The organism is Microbispora catharanthi (assembly GCF_006334915.2).
GTDB lineage: Bacteria > Actinomycetota > Actinomycetes > Streptosporangiales > Streptosporangiaceae > Microbispora > Microbispora catharanthi.
Genome location: NZ_VDMA02000021.1, coordinates 1 through 19,237, shown reverse-complemented (window position 1 = coordinate 19,237; position 19,237 = coordinate 1). Strand labels below are relative to the sequence as shown.

20 protein-coding genes and 1 tRNA gene are annotated in these 19,237 nt (G+C 70.4%); 10 read left to right on the top strand and 11 right to left on the bottom strand.

The genetic code is table 11. The features are described from left to right. The first annotated feature begins 21 nt into the window (after positions 1-21). The 6 genes from FH610_RS31950 to FH610_RS31925 all read left to right on the top strand — a co-directional run bounded on the left by FH610_RS31950 (position 22) and on the right by FH610_RS31925 (position 7,561). Positions 22-870 (top strand): M48 family metalloprotease, encoded by an 849-nt coding sequence (locus FH610_RS31950; protein WP_139578955.1) that lies wholly within the window; start codon positions 22-24, stop codon positions 868-870. Positions 871-1,256: 386 nt separating this feature from the next. Then, on the top strand, positions 1,257-2,909 hold the full coding sequence (locus FH610_RS31945) for an ABC transporter substrate-binding protein (RefSeq protein ID WP_139578954.1): 1,653 nt from the start codon (positions 1,257-1,259) through the stop codon (positions 2,907-2,909). Continuing rightward, positions 2,906-3,865, top strand: a complete 960-nt coding sequence (locus FH610_RS31940; RefSeq protein ID WP_167538806.1) for an ABC transporter permease — start codon at positions 2,906-2,908, stop codon at positions 3,863-3,865. The genes FH610_RS31945 and FH610_RS31940 overlap by 4 nt, the downstream gene beginning before the upstream one ends. A 17-nt stretch (positions 3,866-3,882) precedes the next feature. Then, complete coding sequence (locus tag FH610_RS31935; protein ID WP_225898963.1) at positions 3,883-4,701, top strand: ABC transporter permease; 819 nt, start codon at positions 3,883-3,885, stop codon at positions 4,699-4,701. A 56-nt stretch (positions 4,702-4,757) separates the two neighbouring features. After that, on the top strand, positions 4,758-6,491 hold the full coding sequence (locus tag FH610_RS31930; protein WP_240809324.1) for an ABC transporter ATP-binding protein: 1,734 nt from the start codon (positions 4,758-4,760) through the stop codon (positions 6,489-6,491). Between the two features lie 8 nt (positions 6,492-6,499). Beyond that, a complete protein-coding gene (locus FH610_RS31925) occupies positions 6,500-7,561 on the top strand; it encodes a peptidase C39 family protein (protein WP_139578951.1) in 1,062 nt (353 codons plus the stop codon). 4 nt (positions 7,562-7,565) lie between these two features. Here FH610_RS31925 and FH610_RS31920 read toward each other — a convergent pair whose 3' ends face one another. From FH610_RS31920 to FH610_RS31880, 9 genes are all read right to left on the bottom strand, one after another. Continuing rightward, positions 7,566-8,105: a helix-turn-helix domain-containing protein gene (locus tag FH610_RS31920; RefSeq protein WP_161628125.1), complete on the bottom strand. Its 540-nt coding sequence runs from the start codon at positions 8,103-8,105 to the stop codon at positions 7,566-7,568. Between the two features lie 58 nt (positions 8,106-8,163). Then, positions 8,164-8,904 (bottom strand): amino acid ABC transporter ATP-binding protein, encoded by a 741-nt coding sequence (locus FH610_RS31915; RefSeq protein WP_139578950.1) that lies wholly within the window; start codon positions 8,902-8,904, stop codon positions 8,164-8,166. Beyond that, positions 8,901-9,740, bottom strand: coding sequence for an amino acid ABC transporter permease (locus tag FH610_RS31910; RefSeq protein ID WP_139578949.1), 840 nt, complete (start codon positions 9,738-9,740; stop codon positions 8,901-8,903). The genes FH610_RS31915 and FH610_RS31910 overlap by 4 nt, the downstream gene beginning before the upstream one ends. Next, positions 9,737-10,633 (bottom strand): ABC transporter substrate-binding protein, encoded by an 897-nt coding sequence (locus FH610_RS31905; protein WP_139578948.1) that lies wholly within the window; start codon positions 10,631-10,633, stop codon positions 9,737-9,739. The genes FH610_RS31910 and FH610_RS31905 overlap by 4 nt, the downstream gene beginning before the upstream one ends. A gap of 110 nt (positions 10,634-10,743) precedes the next feature. Further along, positions 10,744-11,226, bottom strand: coding sequence for a MarR family winged helix-turn-helix transcriptional regulator (locus tag FH610_RS31900; RefSeq protein ID WP_139578947.1), 483 nt, complete (start codon positions 11,224-11,226; stop codon positions 10,744-10,746). A gap of 35 nt (positions 11,227-11,261) precedes the next feature. Next, a complete protein-coding gene (locus tag FH610_RS31895) occupies positions 11,262-12,083 on the bottom strand; it encodes a YceI family protein (protein ID WP_139578946.1) in 822 nt (273 codons plus the stop codon). Next, on the bottom strand, positions 12,080-14,659 hold the full coding sequence (locus FH610_RS31890; RefSeq protein ID WP_161628124.1) for an MFS transporter: 2,580 nt from the start codon (positions 14,657-14,659) through the stop codon (positions 12,080-12,082). The genes FH610_RS31895 and FH610_RS31890 overlap by 4 nt, the downstream gene beginning before the upstream one ends. A gap of 162 nt (positions 14,660-14,821) precedes the next feature. After that, positions 14,822-15,313, bottom strand: coding sequence for a YajQ family cyclic di-GMP-binding protein (locus FH610_RS31885; RefSeq protein ID WP_139578945.1), 492 nt, complete (start codon positions 15,311-15,313; stop codon positions 14,822-14,824). 54 nt (positions 15,314-15,367) lie between these two features. Next, the gene (locus FH610_RS31880) at positions 15,368-15,847 is read right to left on the bottom strand and encodes a GNAT family N-acetyltransferase (protein WP_240809323.1); all 480 of its coding nucleotides are present in this window, start codon (positions 15,845-15,847) and stop codon (positions 15,368-15,370) included. 149 nt (positions 15,848-15,996) lie between these two features. On the opposite strand from FH610_RS31880, the gene FH610_RS31875 reads away from it, so the two are divergent. Then, positions 15,997-16,081: transfer RNA gene (locus FH610_RS31875), tRNA-Tyr, on the top strand. A gap of 430 nt (positions 16,082-16,511) precedes the next feature. On the opposite strand, the gene cutA is transcribed toward FH610_RS31875, so the two are convergent. Continuing rightward, positions 16,512-16,868, bottom strand: a complete 357-nt coding sequence (cutA, locus tag FH610_RS31870; RefSeq protein ID WP_139578944.1) for a divalent-cation tolerance protein CutA — start codon at positions 16,866-16,868, stop codon at positions 16,512-16,514. A gap of 99 nt (positions 16,869-16,967) precedes the next feature. Continuing rightward, the gene (locus FH610_RS31865; RefSeq protein ID WP_139578943.1) at positions 16,968-17,423 is read right to left on the bottom strand and encodes an ArsI/CadI family heavy metal resistance metalloenzyme; all 456 of its coding nucleotides are present in this window, start codon (positions 17,421-17,423) and stop codon (positions 16,968-16,970) included. 122 nt (positions 17,424-17,545) lie between these two features. On the opposite strand from FH610_RS31865, the gene FH610_RS31860 reads away from it, so the two are divergent. From FH610_RS31860 to FH610_RS31850, 3 genes are read left to right on the top strand one after another with little or no spacing between them, the layout of a single operon-like run. Continuing rightward, positions 17,546-17,935: an ArsR/SmtB family transcription factor gene (locus tag FH610_RS31860; RefSeq protein ID WP_139578942.1), complete on the top strand. Its 390-nt coding sequence runs from the start codon at positions 17,546-17,548 to the stop codon at positions 17,933-17,935. Next, positions 17,932-18,675, top strand: a complete 744-nt coding sequence (locus FH610_RS31855) for an aquaporin (RefSeq protein WP_139578941.1) — start codon at positions 17,932-17,934, stop codon at positions 18,673-18,675. Before FH610_RS31860 ends, FH610_RS31855 begins: the two co-directional genes overlap by 4 nt. A 31-nt stretch (positions 18,676-18,706) precedes the next feature. Continuing rightward, the gene (locus tag FH610_RS31850; RefSeq protein ID WP_205826219.1) at positions 18,707-19,114 is read left to right on the top strand and encodes an arsenate reductase ArsC; all 408 of its coding nucleotides are present in this window, start codon (positions 18,707-18,709) and stop codon (positions 19,112-19,114) included. The last annotated feature ends 123 nt before the right edge of the window (positions 19,115-19,237 follow it).

Here is a 19,237-nt window from a genome sequence, read left to right as displayed (position 1 = left end):
ACCCAACCGTGAGGAGGAGGCGTGCACCACAACCGCCTGCGCACCGCGGTCCTGCTGGGGGCGCTGTCCTCGCTGCTCCTGGTGGCCGGTGCCTGGCTGGGGGGTGGCACGGGTGCCCGGATCGCGGTCGTGGCCGCCCTCGCGGTCAGCGGCGTCGCCTACTTCTGCGCCGACAGGATCGCGCTGTCGGCCATGCGGGCCAGGCCCGTGGCGGAGGTGGAACAGCCGGTCCTCTACCGCGTCGTCCGCGAGCTCTGCACCGAGGCCCGCGCGCCGATGCCCCGCCTGTACGTGTCCCCGACGATGCAGCCCAACGCGTTCGCGACCGGGCGCAACCCGCGTGACGGGGTGGTGTGCGTCACGCACGGCCTCCTCGGGCTGCTGGACGAGCGCGAACTCAAGGGCGTGCTCGGCCACGAGCTGTCGCACATCCACAACCGGGACATCCTGATCTCCTCGGTCGCGGGCGCGCTCGCGACGATGATCACGTACTTCGGGTACGCCGGCCTGTTCTTCGGCTCCGACGACGACGAGGGTCCGGGGTTCCTCGGCGCCGTCCTCGTGATGATCCTCGGCCCGGTCGCGGCCACGATGATCCAGATGGCGATCGCGCGCTCGCGGGAGTTCGCGGCCGACGACGCGGGCGTCCGGCTGACCGGCGACCCGCTGGCCCTCGCCTCCGCGCTGCGCAAGATCGAGATGGAGGTTCGCAGGCTGCCGCTCCCGGAGAACGGCAGGCTCGCCTCCGCCGGTCACATGATGATCGTCAATCCGTTCCGGGGCACCCGGATCGGCAGGCTGTTCGCGACCCACCCGCCGGTCGCCGCGCGGATCGCCCGTCTGGAGCGGATGGCCGGCTACCGGCGGTGACGCCGGGTCGGTGAGCTTCTCGCGCACCCGGAGAACACCTGGGCGTCCCCGAGCACGCTGTCGCGGCCGTTGCCGAGCGCGAGGTGCCACGAGCATCGGCTCCCCCCGTATGCGCCTCCGCCTGCGCGGTGCCGGCGAGGGCGGTCGGCGTCATGGTGGCCGCCGCCGAGAGGGCGAGGATCGCGGGTTTTCTCATCGAACTTCCTTTCGTCTCGCCTGGATAGGTGCGGTGCGACGGCGGACGGTTCTGTCACGGATGGGCCACGCCAAGATCTCTACACATTCGGTCGGGAAAGGGATGGAAGATCCGGCCTCTTGTGGTGTTTACTGCTTCTATCCATTTGGGGCGACTTGGTAGACAGGCCAGGTCACAGGGAAGGCGTGGCATGGCAGAAACGGACGAGCGCGGCCTCCACACCCGCCGGGGATTCCTCAGGACGGCGGTCACCGGCATGACGGTGCTGTCGGCCGCGGCGCTGCTGGAGGCCTGCGGTGCGGCGCCGTCGTCACCGGCCGGCTCGAAGGCGTCGAGCGGAAGCGCCGCCGCCGGCACGGACACCGGCAAGGAGATCGAGGTGCTCCGGGTGTCGCTGCCCGGATCGCTGTCGAACCTGTATCCCGGGCAGGAGTCGGGCATCCTCAACTACTACGTCGCCGGGATCTGCATGGAGGGGCTCGTCGGCGTCGACACCACGGGGAAGATCGTCCCCGCCCTGGCGTCGAGCTTCGAGCGCACGTCGCCGACCACCTACGTCTACCGGCTCCGCCCCGACGCCCGGTTCCACGACGGCACCCCGGTGACCGCCGACGACGTGCTGCACTCGATCGAGATGGCGCGGGACGCGAAGGTCTCGCCCGCCACGGCCGCCTACTGGGCCAACCTGAAGAAGGCCGAGAAGACCGGGGACGCCGAGATCACCCTCACCGCCAAGGCCGCCGACGTGGCGTTCGCCTGGCTCCCGTCGAACGCCGACGCCCTGTGGATCGCCCCCAAGGCCGCGTGGCAGAACGCGAAGAGCGGATTCGGCAGCCCGCAGTCGCTCCCCGTCGGGACCGGGCCGTACAAGGTCACGGGGTTCGTCCCCGACTCCTACGTCGAGTTCTCCCGGGTGGACACCTGGCACGGCAGCCGGCCGAGGATCGCGAAGATCCGGTTCGAGTTCGTGCCCGACGAGAACACCCGCCTGCTGGCGTGGAAGGCCGGCAAGGCCGACATGGCGCTCAACGTGCCGCTTGCCCAGTCGCGCCAGTGGGAGGGCGCCTCCGGCACCCGGGTGGTCTACGCGCCCGACCGCTCCTACGCCGGGCTGACCTTCAACACGAAGGCCGCGCCGTTCGACGACGTGCACGTCCGCAGGGCGGTCGCCCACGCGGTGAACCGCCAGGCGATCGTCGACAAGATCCTGCGCGGCCGGGGCCAGGTCGCCACCGCGCTGTCCACGCCCGAGCAGTTCGGCGGGCTCTGGACGCCGCAGGAGGCGGCGCAGCGGCTCGCCGCCGTCCCCCAGTACGCGTACGACCTGGAGAAGGCGAAGCAGGAGCTGGCGCAGTCGAAGGTGCCGAACGGGTTCAGCGCGAGCCTGTCCTACCCGAACACCGGCCCGCACCTGGGGACGGCCGCGCAGGCGTTCGCCGCCGACCTGAAGAAGATCGGCATCACGCTCGAGGTGAAGGAACTGCCGATCGAGCAGTGGCTGGCGGAGCTGAACGAGTTCCCGCCGCTGAGCTACATGTGGTACTTCAACACCACCGGCGACCCCGGCGAGCTGGCGACCTGGTTCCTCGGCGAGGGCAACCCCGCCAAGTACGCCAACGACACGATCGCCGCCACGATGGCGAAGGCCACCGCGGAGGCCGACCCGGAGAAGAGGGCCGGACTGCTGATCGAGGCCCAGACCGCACAGGCCGCCGACCTCGCGTACCTGCCGCTGTGGTGGGGCCAGGCGGCGACCGCGTTCGGCAGCGCGATCGGCGTCAAGGACTACACCTCCTACACCCTGCTGGCCGACTGGCCGGGCCAGGTCTACGCGGCGAAGTGAACGGCGCCGTCCTCGCCTTCGCGCTGCGCCGGGCCGCCGCCACGCTCGCGCTGCTGCTCGCGCTGTCGTTGCTGGTCTTCGCGCTGCTGTATCTCGCCCCCGGCGACGTCGCCCGCAACCTGCTGGGCACCCGCAACGTCACGCCGGAGGCCCTGGCCCGGATCCGCGAGCTGCATCACCTGGACGAGCCGTTCCTCGCGCAGTACTGGTGGTGGCTGTCCCACGCGGTCACCGGTGACTTCGGCACGTCGATTCGCACGGGCGGGCAGGTCGGGCCGCTGCTGCTCGACCGGACCGGCGTCACGGCGGCCACGGCCGGGCTGGCGTTCCTGCTGTCGGTCCTGGCCGGCGTCCCGGCCGGGATCGCCACCGCCGTACGGCGCGGCCGGCCGCTCGACCGCGTGATCGTGGCGGCCTCGGTCGTCGGCGTCAGCGCGCCCGGCTTCGCGGTGGGCCTGATCCTGCTGTACGTCTTCGCCCTGGGGTTGGGCTGGTTCCCCGTCTACGGCACCGGCGAGGGGTTCCTCGACGCCCTCTGGCATCTCGTCCTCCCGGCGGTGGCATTGGCGTTCGGGCTCGGCGCCTTCGTCGTGAAGCTGACCAGGGCGGCGGTCATCCGGGAGCTGGACCAGGACTACGTGACGTTCGCCCGCGGACGCGGCCTTTCCGAGCGGCGGGTGCTGCGCCTCGTGCTGCGCAACGCGGCCATCCCCATCGTGACCAGCCTCGGCCTGATGGTGGCCTACCTGTTCGGTGGCACCGTGCTGATCGAGGTCACCTTCGCGCTGCCCGGCCTCGGCTCGCTCATGGAGGAGTCGGTGCTGTTCAAGGACATCCCGGTGGTGCAGGCGCTGACGCTCGTCGTCGCGCTGGTCGTGTCGGTGACCGCGCTCGCCGTGGACCTGTCGTACCTCGCGATCGACCCGCGCGTGCGGGCCAGGGCGGTGCGCCGATGAAGCCGGTGAAGCGGAGGATGAAGAGGCGGCCGCCGGTCGTGGCGATCCTGTCCGCCGTCGTGCTCGCGGCCGTCGCGGTGTGCGCGGCGGGCCGGGAACTGCTCGCGCCGCACGCCCTCGACCAAGACGTCTACCTGGGCGTGGTCGGCGCGGGTGTCGAGGGCCACCTGCTCGGCACCGACCAGCTCGGCCGCGACATCCTGCAGCTCTCGCTCGCGGGCGCCCGCTCGGCGCTGGCCGGTCCGATCGTGGTCGCCGTGGGGTCGATGGTGATCGGGGTCCTGCTCGGGACCTTCGCGGGCTACCGGGGCGGGATCGTGGACATGCTGGCCGGTCGCTACGCCGACCTGCTGCTGGCGCTGCCGTCCGTGCTGCTGGCCATCGTGGTCGCCGGGCTCGTGGGGCGTGGCTACTGGGTCACGGTCGCCGTGCTGATCGTGCTGTTCTCGCCGTCCGACGTGCGGCTCGTGCGGGGAGCGGTGATGGAGCAGACACCCCGGCCCTACATCGAGTCGGCCAGGATCCTCGGCATCCGGCCGACGCGGATCATGTTCCGGCACATCGCGCCCAACATCGTGCCGATCGTGGTCGCCAACCTCCTGCTCAACGTGGCGTTCGCGCTGGTCGCGCTGTCCTCGCTGTCGTACCTCGGGCTCGGCGTGCCGCCCGGGGCGCCCGACTGGGGACGCCAGCTCGCCGACGGGCGCGCGCTGCTGGGCGACAACCCGCTGGCGGCCGTCGTGCCCGGCGTGCTGATCATCCTCACCGCCACCGCGGTGAACCTGCTCGGCGACTGGCTGTCGGAACTGCTCGACCGCAGGGTGGTGGCCCGATGACAGAAGGCCCGGTGACAGAAGGCCCGGTGACAGAAGGCCCGGTGACAGAAGGCCCGGTGACCCCGCTGCTTGACGCCCGCGACGTACGGGTGACCTCGGCGGCGGGCGTCCTCGTCGCGGGAATCGACCTGACGGTGGCGCCGGGGGAGACCGTGGCGATCGTCGGCGAGTCCGGTTCGGGCAAGTCGATGACCGCCAGGGCGCTGACCGGCCTGCTGCCCGAGGGCGTGCACGCCACCGGACGGCTGGAGCTGTCCGGGCAGGCGTACGACCTGGCCGCGCGCACGCCCTGGCAGCGCATCCGGGGTTCGCAGATCGCGCTGCTGCTCCAGGACCCGTTCACCTCGCTGTCGCCGGTGCACCGCTGCGGCGAGCAGATCGGCTGGGCGCTGCCGCGCGCCGGCCGCGCCGCCGGGGTCGCCCGCCTGCTGGCCGAGGTGGGACTGCCCTCGGAGGTCGCAGGGCGGTACCCCTTCCAGCTCTCCGGCGGCATGCGCCAGCGGGTGGCGATCGCGGCCGCGCTGGCCGCCGGTCCGGGCCTACTGATCGCGGACGAGCCGACGACCGCGCTGGACGTGACCACCCAGCACGAGGTCCTCGAACTCGTCGCCGGGCTGCAGCGGGCGCGTCGGATGGGCCTCATCCTGATCACGCACGATCTGCGGCTCGCCCGGGCCAGGGCCGACCGGATCATGGTGATGTACGCCGGGCGGCTCGTCGAGGAGGGCCCGGCGGCCGAGGTGATGGACCGGCCCGCGCACCCCTACACGGCGCGGCTGGCGGCCTGCGACCCGCCCGTCACCCACCGCCTGCCGGCGCTGCCGACGATCCCCGGCTCGGTGCCCCGGCCGTACGCGGTGAGCGACGCCTGCGCCTTCGCGGACCGGTGCGATCTGGCGGTCGAGGCGTGCCGTACGGCCGAACCGGTCCTGGCGGAGGTGGCCCATCGCCCAGGAAACAGCGGGCACCGGGCGGCGTGCGTGCGGCCCTCGGATGTCCGCCCGGTCGCCGCGCCCCTTCTCGCTGTTCCCCCTGCCGCGGCCGTTCCTCCGGAGGCGGGCCTGTCGCCCGCGCTGCTGACCGTACGCGGGCTGACCAAGCGGTTCCCCGGCTCTGCCGCGCCGGCGCTCGACGGGGTCGACCTGGAGGTCGCGGCGGGGGAGGCGGTCGCGGTGGTCGGCGAGTCCGGCTCCGGCAAGACCACGCTCGCGCGGTGTGTGGTCGGCCTCGAACGGGCCGACGGAGGAAGCGTCGAGTTCGGCGGCGGGGCCACCGGCCCGAGACGGGTGCAGTACGTGTTCCAGGACCCGTACTCCGCGCTGAACCCCGGCCTCACCGTCGGCGCCTCGCTGGCCGAGGCGCTCAAGGCGGCGGGCCGTCCCCGGTCGGAGGTGTCCGGCCTGCTCGACCTGGTCGGCCTGCCCGCGGCGTACGCCCGGCGCAGGCCCCGCGCGCTGTCGGGCGGCGAGCGTCAGCGCGTGGCGATCGCGCGGGCGCTCGCTCCCGGCGCGGAGGTGCTGGTCTGCGACGAGCCCGTCTCGGCGCTCGACGTCTCGGTCCAGGCGCAGGTGCTCAACCTGCTGTCGAACCTGCGCCGCGACCTGGGGCTGACCCTGCTGTTCATCACCCACGACCTGGCCGTCGCGCGGCAGGTCGCCGACCGCGTGTACGTGATGCACCGCGGCCGGGTCGTCGAGACCGGGCCGGTCGGCGGCGTGCTGGGCGCCCCTGCCCACGAGTACACCCAACGGCTGCTGGCGTCCGTGCCGGCGGCGACCCGAGCGGAGTGAAGATCCTGATGACCGAACTACGCGTCGACGTGCTGCCCGTGACGGGGGACGTGGCCTCCGTCGCCGACGGACTCGACGCCGTGCCCGCCGACCTGATGCGCCGCTGGCGGCTCGCGGGCGGCGTGCAGGTGCGCACGCTCGTCACGGCCCGCACGGAGGACGGGACGCTCGCCGGGGCCGCCTTCGAGGTGCACAGGCCGCTCACCGCCTACCGGAAGATCGTGGACGTGTGGGCGTCCGACGACGCGGTCGCCGACACGCTCGTGCGCACCATCGAGGAGCGCGCCTGGCGGGAGGGCGCGGTGGCGGTCAAGCGGTGGTTCGCGGTACGGGACGCCGCGTGGGAACGCTCGCTGGGCCGGGGCTACCGGGAGGTGCCGGTGCCCACCTGGGCGGGCCCGGTCGTCGGCGTCACCGAGACCGGCCATGGCCAGGTGCGCTGGCGTGAACGGTCCCCCGCGCGTGCGCTGCCGTACATGCGCCAGACCACCGACTTCACCTGCGGGCCCGCGGCGCTGCAGATGGCCCTGGGCGGGCTGGGGCTGCGGGGTGAGCCCTCCCGCGAGGAGGAGCTGCGGCTGTGGCGCGAAGCGACCACGGTGGCCGGCTGCGACCCCCTGGGCCTCGCGCTCGCCGCCGTCGGCCGGGGCGTCAGGCCGGAGGTGCTGCTGTCCACCGAGGCCCCGACCCTGCTGGAGTTGTGCCGTACGGACGAGGAGCGCGAGCTGAGGGGCTTCATCCAGACGGGGTTCCGTGCCGAGCTGTCCCGCAGGGGCATCGACGTGGAGACCGTCGCCTTCGGCCTCGACCGGCTCCGCGCGGTGGTCGAGGGCGGCGGGGTGGCGCTCGTGCTGATCGAGCAACTCGGCATGCACGACGAGAGCAGCCCGCACTGGATTGCCGTCCACGGGGTGGACGGCGACGTCTTCCACGTCAACGACCCCTGGACGGACGCCCATCTGGGCGAGACCTACCTCGACGCGCTCGACCTGCCGCTGCCCGCCGCGACGCTGGACCGGCTCGCGTGGTATGGCCGGCCGAGCTACCGGAGCATGATCGTCCTCGGCTGATCGGTCAGTCGGAGGGCATCGAGACGAGCGTCAGCAGCCGGGCCGGCTCCGCGCCGGTCCGGTAGCCGTGCTCGGCCTCGGCCGAGAATCGCACGGCGTCCCCCGCCTCGAGCCTGACCTCGTACGTGGCGACCTCCAGGGTCACCGAGCCGGACAGGACGTAGGCGAACTCCTCCGACCCCCGCCCGTGCGGCGCGCTCTCGTGGGCGTGCTCCGGCGGCAGCGGCGTCTCGTACAGGTCGAAGCGCCGCCGGTCGAGGGAGCTGAGCAGGGTGCGCGCCGCGTCGTCGCCGGCGCGGCGCATCACCTGCGGTTCGTACAGCGGCGTGCGGGTGAGGTCGGCGAAGGACAGGTCGAGCGCCTCGGCCAGCCCCGCCAGCACCTCGACCGTGGGGTTGGCCAGCCCGCGCTCGATCTGCGACAGCAACGCCTTGCTGAAGCCGGAGCGGTCCGCCAGGTCGCGGATGCTGAGCCCGCGCGTGTGCCGCGCGTGCCGCACGTTGCTCGCGATCGCCGCCCGCACCTGCTCCGAGAGCGCGCCCACCCCGCCCATCCCCCTTGTCGAAGTACGCCATTGTTCCACGAAGGGGGCGCTCCGGGCGTCAGACGCCGGGGTGCAGCACGCGGCTCAGGAACTCGCGGGTCCGCTCGTGCTGCGGGTCGGCGATGACCTGCTCGGGCGGCCCGTCCTCGACGATCACGCCGCCGTCCATGAACACCACGCGGTCGGCCACCTCGCGGGCGAATCCCATCTCGTGGGTGACGACGAGCATGGTCATGCCGTCCTCCGCGAGCTTCCGCATGACCGACAGCACGTCGCCGACCAGCTCGGGGTCGAGGGCGGAGGTCGGCTCGTCGAACAGCATCAGCGAGGGGTTCATGGCGAGCGCGCGGGCGATCGCCACGCGCTGCTGCTGGCCGCCGGACAGCTGGGGCGGGTAGGCGTCGATCTTGTCGATGAGGCCGACCTTCTCCAGGTTCTCCCGGGCGACGCGGTCGCACTCGCCCTTGCTCCGCTTGAGCACCCGCTCCTGGGCGATCGTGACGTTGCGCCGCACGGTCAGGTGGGGGAACAGGTTGAACTGCTGGAACACCATGCCGATGTGCCGCCGGGCGGCGTCGATGTCGGCGTCGGGGTCGGTCAGATCGACGCCGTCCACGACCACCGTGCCGGAGGTCGGCTGCTCCAGCAGGTTGACGCAGCGCAGCAGCGTGGACTTGCCCGAGCCGGACGGCCCGATCACGCAGACGACCTGGCCGCTCTCGACCGTGAAGTCGATGCCCTTGAGCACTTCGAGCTTCCCGAACGACTTGTGCAGGTTCCTGATCTCGACGGTGCTCATCGGCCCGCTCCCTGACGCGCTTCGAGCCGCCTCGCGACGTACCCGAGGGGGATCGTGATCAGCAGGTAGGTCAGGCCGGTCGCGAGGATCGGCGTGGGGTTGGCGTACGTGGAGGACTGGTCGTTGCCGAACTTCGCCAGCTCCACCTGGGCGGCCGTGACGCCGAGGATCAGCACCAGCGAGGAGTCCTTCAGCAGCATGACGAGCTGGTTGGTGAGCGGCGGCAGCACGATCCTGATCGCCTGCGGGATGACGATCGAGACCATCGCCCGCATGTGCGGCATGCCGAGCGACCGCGCCGCCTCCATCTGCCCCTTCGGCACCGCCTGGATGCCCGCCCGGAAGTTCTCCGCCATGTACGCCGCCGAGACGACGCCGAGCCCCAGCGCGGCGCTGCCGTACACGCCGCCGGGCAGTTCGAAGCCGGGGAACGCCAGCGGGAGGCTGCCGATCATCAGGAAGATGAGCAGGATCGGCAGGCCACGGAAGATCTCGATGTAGATCGTCGACAGCCACCGGTAGGGCGCGACCGTGGACAGCCGCATCAGGGCAAGCACGAGTCCCAGGACGAAACCGAGGGCGAAGCCCGACAGCGTGTAGATCACGGTGTTGCGCAGCGCCACCGTGAACAGGTCGGGCAGGCCCTTGCGGGCGACGTCGAGGTTGAGGAACGACTCGCCGATCGCCTTCCAGTCGGCCAGGGCCACCAGGACGACGAGGACCGCCACCAGCACGGCGTACTGGACGCTCCGGCTGATGCGCTGCTTCTTGCGCGGGCTGAGCCCCTTGCGGGGCTCAGCGTGGGAGGTGTCCTCCTGCTCGCTCACAGCACTCATGATCCGGCGGCGGGCGACTCGGTTCCGGTCGAAGCGCCGTCCGAAGCGCCACCCGAGGCGCCACCGGGCTCGGTGCCGAACCACTTCTTGTAGATCGCGTTGTAGGTGCCGTCGGACTTGGCGGCGGCGAGGACCTCGTCGACGACCTTCTTGAGCGCCGTGTTGTCCTTCTTCATGCCGATGCCGTACTGCTCACCGGTGTCGAGGCTGGCGACCTGCTCGAACTTGGCGCCGATGTCGGACTTCTTCAGCCAGGTCAGCACGACCGGGAGGTCCTGCACGATCACGTCCGCCTGGCCGGTCTGCAGGCCGAGCAGCTCCTTGGGGGAGTCGGCGAACTCGGTCGGCTCGAACCCCTTGCTCTTGACGTAGTCGAGGCCCGTCGTGGACGCCTGCGCGCCCAGCTTGAGGTTCTTGGCCTTGACGTCGTCGAGCGAGGTGATCCCGCTGCCCTTCTTGGCCATCAGCGCCTGGGTGGCGTCGAAGTACGGCTCGGAGAAGAGCAGGTTCTGCTGCCGCTCGGGAGTGATCGTCATGCCGGCGGCGGCCACGTCGCACTTGCGGGCGTTCAGGGCGGCACCACTCTTGATCGCCGCGAAGTCGATGTCCACGATGTCCTGGGTCACGCCCAGCTTCTTCGCGACCAGGTCGACGATGTCCACGTCGAACCCGACGACCTTGTCGCCCTGGTTGAACTGGAACGGCTCGTACGGAATGTTCGTGCAGGTCGTGATCTTTCCGGCGTTCACGAGGGCGATACCGCCGGGGGCGGCCGAGGCCGTCGCCGTGCCCGAGCCGGCGGAGTCGCTCCCGCAGGCGGTGACGGTCAGCGTCGCCGCCAGCGCCACCGCCCCGATGCTCGCCGCTTTCCGATAGGTGGACCAGGGAGCCACACGGGCCTCCTTGCTGTGGTGCGAAAACGTCTGAGGCGCAGTTTAAGCGTCCCTTATGACGGTTTGGCCACCGCATGGAACGGAGGGAGTAACGCCTGTGACCTTTGGTGTCAGGGTTGCATGCCCTCGGTGAGCATGTTGAACCGTTCGAGCATGCGCGCGAGCAGCCGTACGTCCTCCTCCGGCCAGGCGGCCAGCAGCGTGCGCAGCTGGCCCTCACGCGCGACCCGCGCGTCGTCGAGCCGCCTGCGGCCCTCGGGAGTGAGGGCCAGCAGGTGGGCCCGGCCGTCCTCGGGGTCGGGGCTGCGGCTGATCAGCCCCAGCTCCTCCAGCACCTTGAGCTGGCGGCTGATCGTCGCCCGGCCGACCCGCAGGTAGGCGGCCAGGTCACTGGACCGCATCGGCGAGCTCTGGTCGATGCGGACCAGCAGGCCGTACGCGCCGGGGTCCAGCTCGGGATGCACCTTGCGCCCCATCCCCGCGGAGAACGCCTTGGCGCGCCGGAGCAGGATGGCGAGCTGCCGCTCGACCGCGCAGTACGCCTCGCGTTCGCCGGCCGTGGGCGGTCGGGGAGCGATGTCCGCCTCCGTCATGGCCTGCCTCCTCCTGACTGCGTGTGGCAGGGGGTCTACCCGCGCACCGCCTGGATGTCCAGCTCTACTTTCAGTGTCGCGCCGATCAGCGAGATTCCCGCCTGGACGACCTGGTTGTAGGTCATCGCGAAGTCCTCGCGGCGCAACTCCGTGACCGCGCGGAACGCCGCCCGCAGCCCGCCCCACAGGTCCGGGCCCGTGCCGAGGTAGGTCATGTCGAGATCGACCGGGCGGCTGACGCCGCTCAGCGTCAGCACGCCGTGCACCGTCCACCGGTCCGGGCCCGCCGGCGACAGCCCGGTGCTCCGGTAGGAGATCACCGGGTGCACCGGGACGTCGAGGAAGTCCGCGGAACGCAGGTGATCATCGCGCATCCGGCTGCCCGTGTCGATGGACTCGGCGACGATCTCGGCGACCACGGACGACTCCTCCGGCGTGGCGCCCATCTCGATCCGGCCGGAGAACTCGGTGAACCGCCCCTGCACGCTGCTGAGGCCGAGGTGCCGGGCCGTGGCCGAGATCTTCGAGTGTTCCGGGTCGATCGTCCACAGGCCGGGCGGCGGAAGCTCGGTGCCGCCCTGCCGGGCCAGCACCAGAGTGCCGGCCTCGGCGGCGCCCGAGGCGGTCGCGATCGCGGTGGACGCGGCGGGCGCGTACCCGATCGCGGTCGCGACCACGGTGTAGACCCCCGGCGGCAGCGGGGCGGTGACGACCTGCCCGTCGGCGTCCGCCTCCGCCCGCGCCACCTGATGGCCGGTCGTGTCCGTCACCGTGACGACCGCGTGCTGCACGGCCCAGCCGTCCTTGCTCCTGACCAGGGCGTGCAATCCCCTGGGGACCGTCTGGGAGACGCTCATCGCTCGTGTCCCAGCCACACGTCGTAAGGCTCGTCGCCCTGGCCGCCCAGGTTCAGCGTGCTCGCCACGGGTGGGTAGCCGCTCGCGACGATGGTGTACTGCCCGCCGGTCAGGTCGGTGAAGGCGTACTCGCCGTCCTCGCCGGTGGTCGCCACGCCCACCACGTTGCCTGCGGCGTCGAGCAGCGTGACCCTCGCGTCGGCCAGCGGCACGCCGTCCTTGACGCGGACCGTGCCCCGCACCCGCGCGCCGGGCAGCAGCACGACGTCATGCCGGGTCTGGCCGGTGCCCAGCACCTCGATCGGAACGGCGGCCGGACGGTAGGCCGCGCCGCTGACCGTGAGCGTGTAGGTGCCGGCAACGATGCCGGAGAAGGAGAAGCCGCCCTCGGTGTCGGTCGAGCTCGTGGCCACGACCTCGCCGCGCACGTCGGTCACGACGACCACCGCCTCGGCGACCGGCGTCCCGTCGATGCCGCGCACGGTGCCGACGAGCCGGCCCGAGGCCGCGAGCACCATGTCGAAGTCGACCGGTTGGTCGCCCACGACCAGCGTCGCGACCTGCGGCTCCCGGTCGCCCGCCGACGCGATCAGCACGTACGTCCCGCCGCCCGGCGTCTGGAGCGCGTAGCCCCCGTCGTCCCGGGTGACCGTACGGCCGAGCTGGTGGCCGCGCACGTCGATCAGCGTGAGCGTGGCGCGGCCCACGGGCGCGCCGTCCTGACCCTTGACGAACCCGCTGATGCTCACGCCGCCCGGCTCGTGCGTCTCCATGGCGAGCGCGGCGTACGGCTGGGCCTGCGTGGCGGTGAGGACCTGTGCGTTCAGGGGCTGCGGGTTCAGGGGCTGTGCGTTCAGGGGCTGCGTGGCGGAGTGGCCGTTCGGCGAGGCGAACTCGGCCTCGGCCATGATCGGCCGCTGCCCGTCGCGCTGTTGCCTGTCGCGCTGGGCGTGGCGTCCGGTCACGGCGCCGTTCCGCTGGCGGGCGATCTCGGGGTCGAGGGTCTCGTCGGTCTCCTGCGTGTCGGCGCTGACCGTGATCGCGCTGGTCCGCAGCGGGACCTCCTTGATGAACAGCACCGCGATCAGCGCGAGGAGGGTGAGCGGCGCCGCGTAGAGGAACAGGTCGCCGATGCCGTGGCCGTACGCGCTCTCCACCGCCGTGCGGATCGGGGCGGGCAGCGCCGAGAGCTTCGGGATCGCGCCGCTCTCCTGGCCGGTGCCGTGGACGCCCAGCGCGGCCAGGGCGTCCGCCAGGTAGCGCTTGACGCGGTCGCCCATCAGGGCGCCGAGGGCCGAGACGCCGATCGCGCCGCCGAGGGAGCGGAAGAACGAGACCACCGAGCTGCCCGCGCCCAGGTCCTCCGCGCGGACCTGGTTCTGCACGGCGAGAACGAGGTTCTGCTGGCTCATGCCGATGCCGACGCCGACGCAGAACATGAATATCGCGACGAGCCAGTAGTCGGTGTCGTACCGCAGCGTGCCCATCAGGGCGAACCCGGCGGTGAGGAAGAAGGTTCCGGAGACCAGGAAGACCTTCCAGTGGCCGGTGCGGGTGATGATCTGCCCGGAGACCGTGGAGGAGATCGCCAGGCCGAGGATCATCGGCAGCGTCATCAGGCCGGCCACCGTGGGCGTCTCGCCCCGGGCGAGCTGGAAGTACTGGCTGAGGAAGGTCGTGCCGCCGAACATCGCGACGCCGACCAGCACGCTGGCGACCACGCTGAGGCTGACCGTCCGGATCCTGAACAGGCGCAGCGGGACGATGGGCTCGCTCACCTTGGACTCGACCACGAGGAAGAGCACCGCGAGCACGACCGCGCCGCCGACCATCGCGCCGGTCTGCCACGACAGCCAGTCGTACTTGTTGCCGGCGAAGGAGACCCAGATCAGCAGCAGCGAGACCGCGGCGGCGATGAGGACCGCGCCGCCCCAGTCGATGCGTACGTCGCGCTTGACGACCGGCAGGTGCAGGGTCTTCTGCAGCACGATCAGCGAGAGGATCGCGAACGGCACGCCGACGTAGAAGCACCAGCGCCAGCCGAGCCACGAGGTGTCGACGATCAGCCCGCCGATGAGCGGGCCGCCGATCGTGGCGACGGCGAACACCGCGCCCAGGTAGCCGGAGTAGCGGCCGCGTTCCCGCGGCGAGATCATCGCCGCCATGATGACCTGCGCGAGGGCGGTGAGGCCGCCGACGCCGAGGCCCTGGACGACCCGTGCCGTGATCAGCATCGACGGGTTCTGCGACAGGCCGGCGATGGCGGAGCCGATCACGTAAACGATCAGCCCGAGCTGGATCAGCAGCTTCTTGCTGAACAGGTCGGACAGCTTGCCCCAGATCGGCGTCGAGACCGTCGCCGCGAGCAGGGTCGCGGTGATCACCCAGGTGTAGGTCGTCTCGTCCGCGTGCAGTTCGGCCGTGATCGTGGGGAGCGCGTTCGACACGACGGTCGACGACAGGATCGCGACGAACATCCCCAGCATCAGGCCCGAGAGCGCCTCCAGGATCTCCCGGTGCGTCATCGCGGGGGTCGCCGTGCCTGGCGGCGTCTCCCGCGTCATCGCATTCGCCATCGAAGTCCTTCCCCGTGTGATCACACTTAGTTTCCCTAAGCAATCATATGCCTATCGTTGCTTCGGGCAACCAAATGGTCATGGTCCCGGGGTTCCGGAAATGACGAAGGCCCTGAACTCGCAGGTCAGGGCCTTTCCGTCAGTGTCGCGCTGTGACGCGTATCACCGATAGTTGACGAACTGAAGGGCGATGTCGAGGTCCTTGCCCTTGAGCAGGGAGATCACCTCCTGGAGGTCGTCCTTCTTCTTGGAGCTGACCCGGAGCTCCTCGCCCTGGATCTGCGCCTTCACGCCCTTCGGGCCCTCGTCCCGGATGAGCTTGGAGATCTTCTTGGCGTTCTCCTGGTCGATGCCCTCCTTGAGGGACACCACCAGGCGGTACTCCTTGCCGGACAGCTTCGGCTCGCCCGCCTCCAGGATCTTGAGGGACAGGTTGCGCTTGACGATCTTCTCCTTGAAGACGTCGAGAACCGCGTTGGCCCGCTCCTCGCTGTTCGCCTTGATCTCGATGTCCTTCTGCCCCGACCAGGAGATGCTCGCGCCCGTACCCTTGAAGTCGAAGCGGTGCCCGACCTCCTTGACCGTCTGGTTCAGGGCGTTGTCGACCTCCTGCCGGTCGATCTTGCTCACCACGTCGAAACTGCTGTCGGCCATCGGTGTCCGTGTCCTCTCTCCGTTGCCCTTCGAGATTAGTGGGCCCCGATGTGATCAGAGGTCTTTCCTCATGACGACGCGGGGCGCCACCTCTATGCCGAGGGCCCGCTCGTGCTCGACCAGTGTGGTGAGTTCCGGCCCCCAGTCGTGGGGTTGTACGACCCGGAAGCCGCGCCGGACGTACCAGGGGGCGTTCCACGGCACGTCCCGGAACGTCGTCAGCGTCACCGCGGCAGTATCGGCCTGCGCGGCTGCCTTGGAGACGGCATCGAGAAGCCGGGTTCCGATCCCCTGGTTGCCGTGATCGGGGTGTACGGCGATCTGTTCGAGGTGGGTAAGGCCGTCGACCACCCCGAGCAGGGCGAACCCCACCGGCGGCCGACCGGCCACGATGACACGCCTGGGGTCGTCGCACTCTTCGATGACCGTGGTGCCCGGCGGGAAGACGATGCCGAGCGGCACGAACATCCCGTCCGCCGCTCTCTCGATCTCCGCAAGGGCCGCGAGATCCGCCGGCTCGGCCTGTCTGATCACCGTCCCACTATGGCCGGTGCTCTGCCGCGCCCGCTTCCGAGTTTTCGGGACCCTCCGCCGATCATGTGAGGGGCGAGCCGGAACCCATGTCACGTGCACCCGGGAAGTCCGCTATTCTTCTACCTGTCGCCGCAGCGAGCGGAAGACAAGGCAGGTTGCCCGAGTGGCCAAAGGGAGCGGTCTGTAAAACCGTCGCGTCATGCTACCCAGGTTCGAACCCTGGACCTGCCACCAGCAGAACAGCAGCTCAGAGGCCCTCCGGGGCCTCTTCTGTTTTTCTGGCCTATGCAGCCGTGTGCCACCCTGAGCCCCCGTCTGTCGCCGGTCCACCTATGAAACGGCGAAGCGCCCCGGCCGGCCTACGGGACCCTGTCTGTGCCGATCTCGACTCACGCCGCCAGGGCGTCATCAATCCTCCGTCGGCGATATCCATGCCCCGGATGTACCGACGAACGGTGCTGCTACTCGCGGCCGGAATGACCGCTGAAACCGCGGTCTCCATCGCGGACCCCTGGGGACGCCTTCCAGCTCTCCACCTACGTACGGCCCGGCGACGATCAGCAACGTGACAGAGGCCGGCCAAGCCGCCCTTACCGTTCTCGGCCAGGACAGGACCAAAAGCGCGTGTCCGTCGTCTACATCGACATCGCACAGGCACAAACAACTACAGATCGGCGACGTGACCGAGGGAGTCGCCGCGCTCTGGGGCCGTCTCGCGCCTGATCCACTCCAAGTAGTCCGGCGTCCCCTGCACAATCGGCACCGCGACGATCTCGAGCATCTCGTACGAGTGCAGCTCACGCACACACGCGGTGAGGTCCTCGAAGCGATCAGCGGTCGTCTTCATGAGCAACAACCACTCTTGTGCCCGTTGAACATCCCCCTCCCACCAGTAGGTAGAAGCAATGGGGCCCGTCACCTGGGCGCACGCTGCCAGTCGGCGAGTGACTACCGCCGAAGCGATCCGGTCAGCCTCTCGCCGAGTGTCCGCAGTGACGTGAACTTCGACCTCGTTACTCATCAGAACCTCAAAATCTCTTCTGATTGATCGCTGATAACGCCGAATGCGGAACGCCCGGCGATCACCCAAGTGATGATCGCCGGGCGCCTTCCGTCCTGCCTAGCAGCAGGACTTACCCGCGCTCACCGTCTCCTTTTCGGCGTCGTCGGTGGTGCAGCAGACGGAGTCAGCCTCCTTGGTGAGGGTGTCGGCGTCGGCCTTGACCACGTAGACCTCCCAGGGCTCGTTCCCGGGGCCATGGACCCACACCTTGTCCTGAAGGGCGTAACAGCAGGTGGTGTCGTTCTCCTCGAAGGTCGCCAGCCCGGCCTCCTTCAGGCGTTCGGTCGCCGCGTTGACCTGATCGCTGTCCTCGACCTCGACGCCGAGGTGGTCCATCCGCGTCGGCTCACCCGCCTCACCCTCCAGCAGGACGAGCTTGAGCGGCGGCTCGGCTATGGCGAAGTTGGCGTAACCGGGCCGCCGCTTGGCGGGCTCGACGCCGAACAGCTTGGAGTAGAACGCGATCGAACCTTCGAGGTCGGCGACGCGCAGAGCGAGTTGAACACGGGACATGGGTGTCCTCCTTTGGCTGTGAAGTGGCGGGCGGCCGAAGCCGCACGGCTGTTTCGATGAACTTCTAATCAACAGATACCCGGAGTTTGTGCCCTTGCCTAGACCTGTGTCAAATTAGAGGCATGTCGAAGCAAGAGCTGCCGATCATCGACGCAGCCGTGGACGTCTCCGGCGCGGCATGCTGCGCGCCGCTGGCATGCGAGCCGTTGTCGGAGAGCGAGGCCGCCGAGCTGGCCCCGTTGTTCAAGGCGATCGCCGACCCCGTACGGCTGCGCCTGCTGTCCCTGATCGCCTGCCACGAGGGCGGCGAGACCTGTGTGTGTGACCTGACGGCGGCTTTCGACCTCACCCCGCCGACGATCAGCCACCACCTCAAGGTCCTCAAGCAGGCCGGGCTCATCGACTCCGAACGCCGGGGCACGTGGGTGTACTACTGGATCAACCCCGCCGTCCTGGCCCGCATGTCGGCCCTGATCGGCCCGGCGTCGCCCGTCCTCGCCGGTACGGCGTGACCAGAGGCATCGGACGGCGGGTGTTCGCCGAGTTCCTGGGTAGCGGCCTGCTCGTCGCCGTGGTGGTCGGGTCAGGCGTCATGGCCGTACGCCTGTCGCAGGACGTCGGGATACAACTGCTGGCCAACAGCGCGGCCACCGCGGCTGCTCTGCCGGTCATCATCACCCTGGTCGGGCCGGTCTCCGGCGCGCACCTCAACCCGGTCGTCTCCCTGGTCGACTGGCTGCTCGGACGCCAGGAGCGGACCGGGCTGACCGCCCGCGAGGTGGTCGCCTACCTGCCCGCCCAGGTCGCCGGAGGCATCGCCGGGGCGGTGCTGGCCAACCTCATGTTCGCCCTGCCGCCGGTGACCGCCTCCACCCATGTGCGGGCTGGCCTGCCTCTGTGGCTCGGCGAGGTCGTCGCGACCGCCGGCCTGGTCGCGCTGATTGTCGCCCTGGCCCGGCAGGGCCGCGCACATCTGGCCCCGCCGCTGGTGGGGGCCTACATCGGGGCCGCGTACTGGTTCACCAGCTCGACCAGCTTCGCCAACCCCGCCGTGACCATCGCCCGGGGCTTCTCCGACACCTTCGCCGGGATCGCCCCCGCCTCCATCCCCGCGTTCGTCGCCGCCCAACTGCTCGGAGCCCTCGTCGGAGCAGTCATCGCCGTCGCCCTGTATCCCGCATCAGGCCCGGCCGGAGCCGACGCCCGCCAGGACGACGGGGACCATGACGTCGTCGTACCGCACTCGCACTGACCCCTGCCGCTGAGCCCGTCAAGGAGCCCACGTGTCCGACATCCCCGAGGTGCTGTTCGTCTGCGTGCACAACGCCGGACGCTCCCAGATGGCCGCCGCACTGCTCGACCGCCACGCCGCCGGCCGGGTGCGGGTCCGGTCCGCCGGATCGGCTCCCGCCGACACCATCAACCCCGCCGTCATCGCGGTCATGGACGAACTCGGTCTCGACCTGTCCAAGGAGTTCCCCAAGCCGCTGACGACCGAGGCCGTCCAGGCCGCCGACGTCGTCATCACCATGGGCTGCGGCGACGCCTGCCCGATCTTCCCCGGCAAGCGCTACCTCGACTGGCAACTCGACGACCCCGCAGGCAAACCCATCGACCAGGTCCGCCCGATCCGCGACGATATCGACCGCCGCGTACGCGACCTGCTCGCCGAACTCGTCCCCGCCCACTAGGGCGCGTATCGGGTTGTGATCAAGGGGTGGTCCGGGTGAGGTCTTTGATCCAGATCATCGCAGCGCGGAGGTGGAGGCCGGCGAGGTAGCTCGCAGGAGTCTTGTCGTAGCGGGTGGCGATTC

Excerpts from the sequence above, each read along its gene's own strand:
- FH610_RS31945 (WP_139578954.1), top strand. The coding sequence starts at position 1,257 with ATGGCAGAAACGGACGAGCGCGGCCTCCACACCCGCCGGGGATTCCTC.
- FH610_RS31935 (WP_225898963.1), top strand. The coding sequence starts at position 3,883 with ATGAAGAGGCGGCCGCCGGTCGTGGCGATCCTGTCCGCCGTCGTGCTC.
- FH610_RS31925 (WP_139578951.1), top strand. The coding sequence starts at position 6,500 with ATGACCGAACTACGCGTCGACGTGCTGCCCGTGACGGGGGACGTGGCC.
- FH610_RS31915 (WP_139578950.1), bottom strand. The coding sequence starts at position 8,904 with ATGAGCACCGTCGAGATCAGGAACCTGCACAAGTCGTTCGGGAAGCTC.
- FH610_RS31910 (WP_139578949.1), bottom strand. The coding sequence starts at position 9,740 with ATGAGTGCTGTGAGCGAGCAGGAGGACACCTCCCACGCTGAGCCCCGC.
- FH610_RS31900 (WP_139578947.1), bottom strand. The coding sequence starts at position 11,226 with ATGACGGAGGCGGACATCGCTCCCCGACCGCCCACGGCCGGCGAACGC.
- FH610_RS31895 (WP_139578946.1), bottom strand. The coding sequence starts at position 12,083 with ATGAGCGTCTCCCAGACGGTCCCCAGGGGATTGCACGCCCTGGTCAGG.
- FH610_RS31890 (WP_161628124.1), bottom strand. The coding sequence starts at position 14,659 with ATGGCGAATGCGATGACGCGGGAGACGCCGCCAGGCACGGCGACCCCC.
- FH610_RS31885 (WP_139578945.1), bottom strand. The coding sequence starts at position 15,313 with ATGGCCGACAGCAGTTTCGACGTGGTGAGCAAGATCGACCGGCAGGAG.
- cutA (WP_139578944.1), bottom strand. The coding sequence starts at position 16,868 with ATGAGTAACGAGGTCGAAGTTCACGTCACTGCGGACACTCGGCGAGAG.
- FH610_RS31865 (WP_139578943.1), bottom strand. The coding sequence starts at position 17,423 with ATGTCCCGTGTTCAACTCGCTCTGCGCGTCGCCGACCTCGAAGGTTCG.
- FH610_RS31860 (WP_139578942.1), top strand. The coding sequence starts at position 17,546 with ATGTCGAAGCAAGAGCTGCCGATCATCGACGCAGCCGTGGACGTCTCC.